The sequence below is a fragment of the Catenulispora pinistramenti genome (genome assembly GCF_018274385.1).
Taxonomy (GTDB): Bacteria; Actinomycetota; Actinomycetes; order Streptomycetales; family Catenulisporaceae; genus Catenulispora; species Catenulispora pinistramenti.
Window position 1 is genome coordinate 1 of record NZ_JAAFYZ010000398.1, and the last position, 4,314, is coordinate 4,314.

Below are 4,314 nucleotides of genomic sequence, written 5' to 3' on the forward strand. Positions count from 1 at the left end.
CCCCAGCACCCCCGCCAGCCGCCGCGCGCCGCTCGGTACCGCGCCGCTGCCCTTCTTCTGCGCCAGTGCGGTCACTTCGGGGATCGGCGTCCCCGCCTTCAGGACGCCGGCCAGTTCCGTCGCCAGAACCAGCAGGTCCGCTGTGCCGGGCAGTGACTTTGGTAGCGCCGGGGGCAGCAGGGCCGGCAGCAGCAGGGCGATCACTTGCCAGGTCTGCGTGGCTGCGCCAGCGTTGGCCAGGTCGCGCAGGCCCGGTACCGCGCGACGCAGGCCCGCGCCGGAGAGCGGCAGCTCGATCGCCAGAGTGGCGGCCAACGTGGGCGGATTCAGCAGTCCGCGTGCCGCCAGTACCAGCGCCGCGTCGACGCCGGATGCCCGCATGCGCGCGTCCTCGTGCACCAGCCGCGCCGCGATCACCCGGTGCGTGCCGCCATGCGGGTCATCGTGGGGGCCGCCGTGCACGCCCCGCTCGCCATCCCGCTTGGCCGACGCACCATCCCGCTCAGCCAGCGCACCGGCCCGCTTGCCCGACGCGCCATCCCGCTCAGCCAGCGCACCGCCCCGCGCACCATCCCCTACCCCGGCCCCATCCTGCTCAGCCAACGCCACTGCCGACTCCACCACCGCCGGGGCCGTCGTCCAGTCAATACCGCCGATCATCGCCACAGCCGCCAGGTCCGGCCGCGTCGGCACGATCGCCGGCCAGCACACCGCCCAGTCCGACTGGTCCCAGCAGCGCTCCGGCTCGCTCCACACACCGCGGATCAGGTCCAGCAGCGTGTCAGGGTCCTTAACGTGTGCGCGCATAGCCGCCCGCTTGTACGCCGCCAGCAGGTCCCCGTTCCCCTCCTGCCGCATCGCCGGGTCCGGGAACTCCGGCATGGGGATCTCGACCCGGTCCCCGCCGACCCACGCCGCCAGCCGCCGCCCCGCCTTCGACCGGAAGCCGGTGACGTCCACCGCCCCGCAGTCCGCCGGCAGCCGCAGCAGCGCCTGGTGGAAGTCCGCCTCCAACGGCTCCAGGCCCTGCGCCTCGCAGTCCCGCAGCCGCCGCACCAACTCCGAGGGGTCGATCGCGCCGGTCGGCGAGGTCGGCACCGACACCAACGGCGGCAGGTCCGGCAGCCCCAGCGCCGCGTGCACCTCGCCGAGCCGCGCCAACAGGAAGTCCGAGGGCGACGTCCGCGTCCGGCGGGGCCGGCCCCGATTCGACTTCCGCATCCGCGACCACAGCTGGCCCACATTCGCCCGATGCGGCAAGCGCCGCTTGTCCTGCCCGAGCCCGGCGGCCGCGGCGGCCAGCACCCCCAGCATGATCCGCGGCGTCTCCCCGATCTGCGACAAGTTCCAGTCCCAGCCCGGGCGGTACCGCTCGATCACCGGCGCCAGCGCCTCGCGCATCCCCGCGGCGTCCGTCCGCTGGAACACCACGACCGCCTCCAGCACCCGCTCGAAGACCATCGCCTCGGCCGGATCGGACTGCAACAGCGACGCGACCACCTCGGCCAACTCCGCCGGCGAGCCGATCGGCGGCAGCAAAGGCCGCGGCACATACGGCGCGATCTCCGGATACGGAGCGATGCCCGATTCGTCGGCGCCGGCTATAGAAGAATCCTGCGAAACCCCGAGCTGCCCGGCGAGCTTCGCGACCAGGTCCGGCGCGAGGTAGACCGCCGCGTCGGCCACCAACCGCTCCCGCTCCGCCTCCCCCAACCCCTTCGCGCGCTTGCCGACCACCTTCAACGCGCGCTCCTGGATATCCGCCGCCTGCGCGCCGAACGCGATCGCGACGGTCTCCACGATCTGCCCGGTCCGCTCCGGATACTTCGCGAACAGCCCGTCCAACCAGGTCAGCGCGGTCCTGACCACGTTCTTCTCGGGCCGCGTCACCGCGATGGAAGCGGCCTCCAGCGTGAGTTCGACGTCGATCAGGTCCGCATCAGCGGCCTGTTTCACCGACGCCAGAAACGAACGCGCGACCGTCCCGCTCTGAGCAGACAGCAGGCTGATACAGCTGGACACCCGCTCGACGACCTCCGCGTCACTGGGCTCCAGCACGGCCCAGAACGCCACATGCTCCTGCATCGACCCGGGCTGCCCGCCGCGCAGCAGCCGCCGCAGACTGGCGTCCAGCACCGGCGCCCGCGCGACCAGCCCCGCCCGCACCGCTTCGACCGCGGTGACCCGGAAGACGCACCACGACGTGAACAGCCCGTCGTTCTCGTCATCGTCGAACATCAGCGGCAGGTACTCGCCGAACTTCGGATCGGCCAGGAGCTTCGCCTTCTGCTTCTCGTCGTCGGGCGACCACAGGTACTCCACGCCCCACGCCCGCAAGAACTCGCGCGTCGCTTCCATCGGCACCCCGGCCACCTCGTTCACCGCCGCCACCAACCGGTGGCAACCGTCCGACTCAAGGGTCGCGAGCAGGGCCGCGGGCAAGTCGGGCAGCCAGGCCGGAGCGCGGTCGGCCAACACCTTCTTGATAGCGGCGGGGTCCCGGGGATCGAAGACGCCCTCGCGCTGCACCCTCCGCAGGAACTTCGCGGTCGTCAGGGCGCTGGGAAACACCGCGAGCGCGGCGGGGATCATGGTGCTGGTGGCGCGCACCCTCCGCTTCCGGATCTCGGTCCAGTCGCCGCGCTCCACGGCGCCCCAGCTCACCGACTTCAGGAACTCCTTCAGCGGCGCGACGTAGGTACGCCGTTCCTTCTCCGTCATCCCCTCGAAGTAGGGCGCGATCCGCCCAGCGTCGCCGAGGGCCATCAGCGCGGCGAACCCAGCGAACTCACCGAACCCCTCCGCGCTCATCGCGTCCCCACCACCGCTTCGTCGGTCTCGGATTCCACGCCACGCTCCCCGCGCCGGAAGGCATCCGCCGCGAGGATGTGCTTACAAGGCCCCCGCCCACCTTGGTACTTCGCATACCAAAGGCACGTGCACGACAACGCCCCGTCGGCCGCCGACCGCACCCGGTGCACGTGGTCCTCGACCTTCACCGTCGCGATCGCCCCGTCCCACCTGACCGCGCCGGCGTCGAGCAAGTCCCGAGCCGCGCGCAGCCGCGGATTCTGCTTCGCCGCGCGCTCCGCGTCATATGGCAGCTCCCGATGGAAGTACGACGCGTCCGCGTGGTCGTATCCGACCCGCCCGGCCGTCCCCAACTGCGTCAGCGCCGCCCGCACCCGCGCCACCGGCAGCCCCGCCTGCTCGGCCAGCACATCCGGCTCGATCCGCGCGTCGAAGGCCAGCAGCGCGGCCACCGCCTCGGCGTCGTCGATCACATCGTCCCCGGCCAGCGCCGACAACACCGCGCCCTCCCCCGAGAAGCCCCGGGTGATCTCCGGCGACAGCGTCAGCACCAGGCGCATCCCGGGCAGGTCCAGCTGCCACACCGACGCCACCGGGTTGGCCCCGCGCGCCAAGTTCGGCCCGTAGGCGCGGAGCTTGCCGCCGAAGCGCAGCAACGGAAGCAGCTCCTTGAGTCGCTGCGGACCGGCCAGGCAGATCGCACCGGGACCGCCCGACGCCGCCAGCCGCAGCGTCCGGCCGGCCGGGACCAGCCACTGCACGCCGCGCGACGAGCTCGGCAGCCCGCGCAGCAACCGCGCCGCGTCCGCCGCGCCGAGTTCGGCCCGCAGGTCGTAACCGGAGGTCACCGCCTGAACCTCGGCGAAACCGCGTAGCCAGCGCGCCGGGAGCGGCACCTTGCGCTCCACCACGGTGCCGTCGAAGGTGGTGGCCTGCAGACCCTCAGGTCCGACCTCAAGTTTGAGCGGGTCACCGCCTCGCACCCGGGCCAGCGCCAGCCGCAGGTCGTTGTTGACGTCGACGTTGGTGGTGCCGCGGTCCAGCGCGGTGCCGACCATCGCGTCGTCCAGCACGTCCAGCCGTGCGTAGACGCCACAGCAGCCGGAGAACGACTCGAACCGGAGGCGATCTCCGTTGCAGGTCACGACCGGATCGCGCAGCGCGGCGAGGTCCCGGCGCCAGTAGCGGGCCTGCGCCACGTTGGCCACGCCCAACAGCGCGGCGGCCGCCGGCTCGGCCTCCCCGAGGAAGCCGGAGAAGAAACGCGGGTGCTCCGCCGGGCCCGCGGTGGTGACACCGCCGGACGTCTGCAGGTCCAGCAGGCCACCCGGGCTCAAGCTGGACGCGCGGACATAACCGTATATTTGGGCGGTGGAGGTCATGTTCTGAAGGTAGCGTCGGACACTGACAGCCGGTGAGGGGACTAATGTCGTGACCGCCTGTCCCCTTGACCGCTTGACCGCTTGACCCTGAGCGCTTGGCCCTGGCCGCTTGACCCTGAGC

2 protein-coding genes are annotated in these 4,314 nt (G+C 72.1%); both read right to left on the reverse strand.

The window, feature by feature from the left end; translation table 11 throughout:
* The coding region (locus KGQ19_RS47615; protein WP_212022119.1) for a DUF6493 family protein at positions 1-2,811 on the reverse strand (2,811 nt) is incomplete at its 3' end.
* The gene (locus KGQ19_RS47620; protein ID WP_212022120.1) at positions 2,808-4,193 is read right to left on the reverse strand and encodes a DprA-like winged helix domain-containing protein; all 1,386 of its coding nucleotides are present in this window, start codon (positions 4,191-4,193) and stop codon (positions 2,808-2,810) included. The genes KGQ19_RS47620 and KGQ19_RS47615, both read right to left, overlap by 4 nt.
* Between the last annotated feature and the right edge of the window lie 121 nt (positions 4,194-4,314).

Bases quoted from the DNA above. Each gene is read 5' to 3' on its own strand.
- KGQ19_RS47620 (WP_212022120.1), bottom strand. From the start codon at position 4,193: ATGACCTCCACCGCCCAAATATACGGTTATGTCCGCGCGTCCAGCTTG.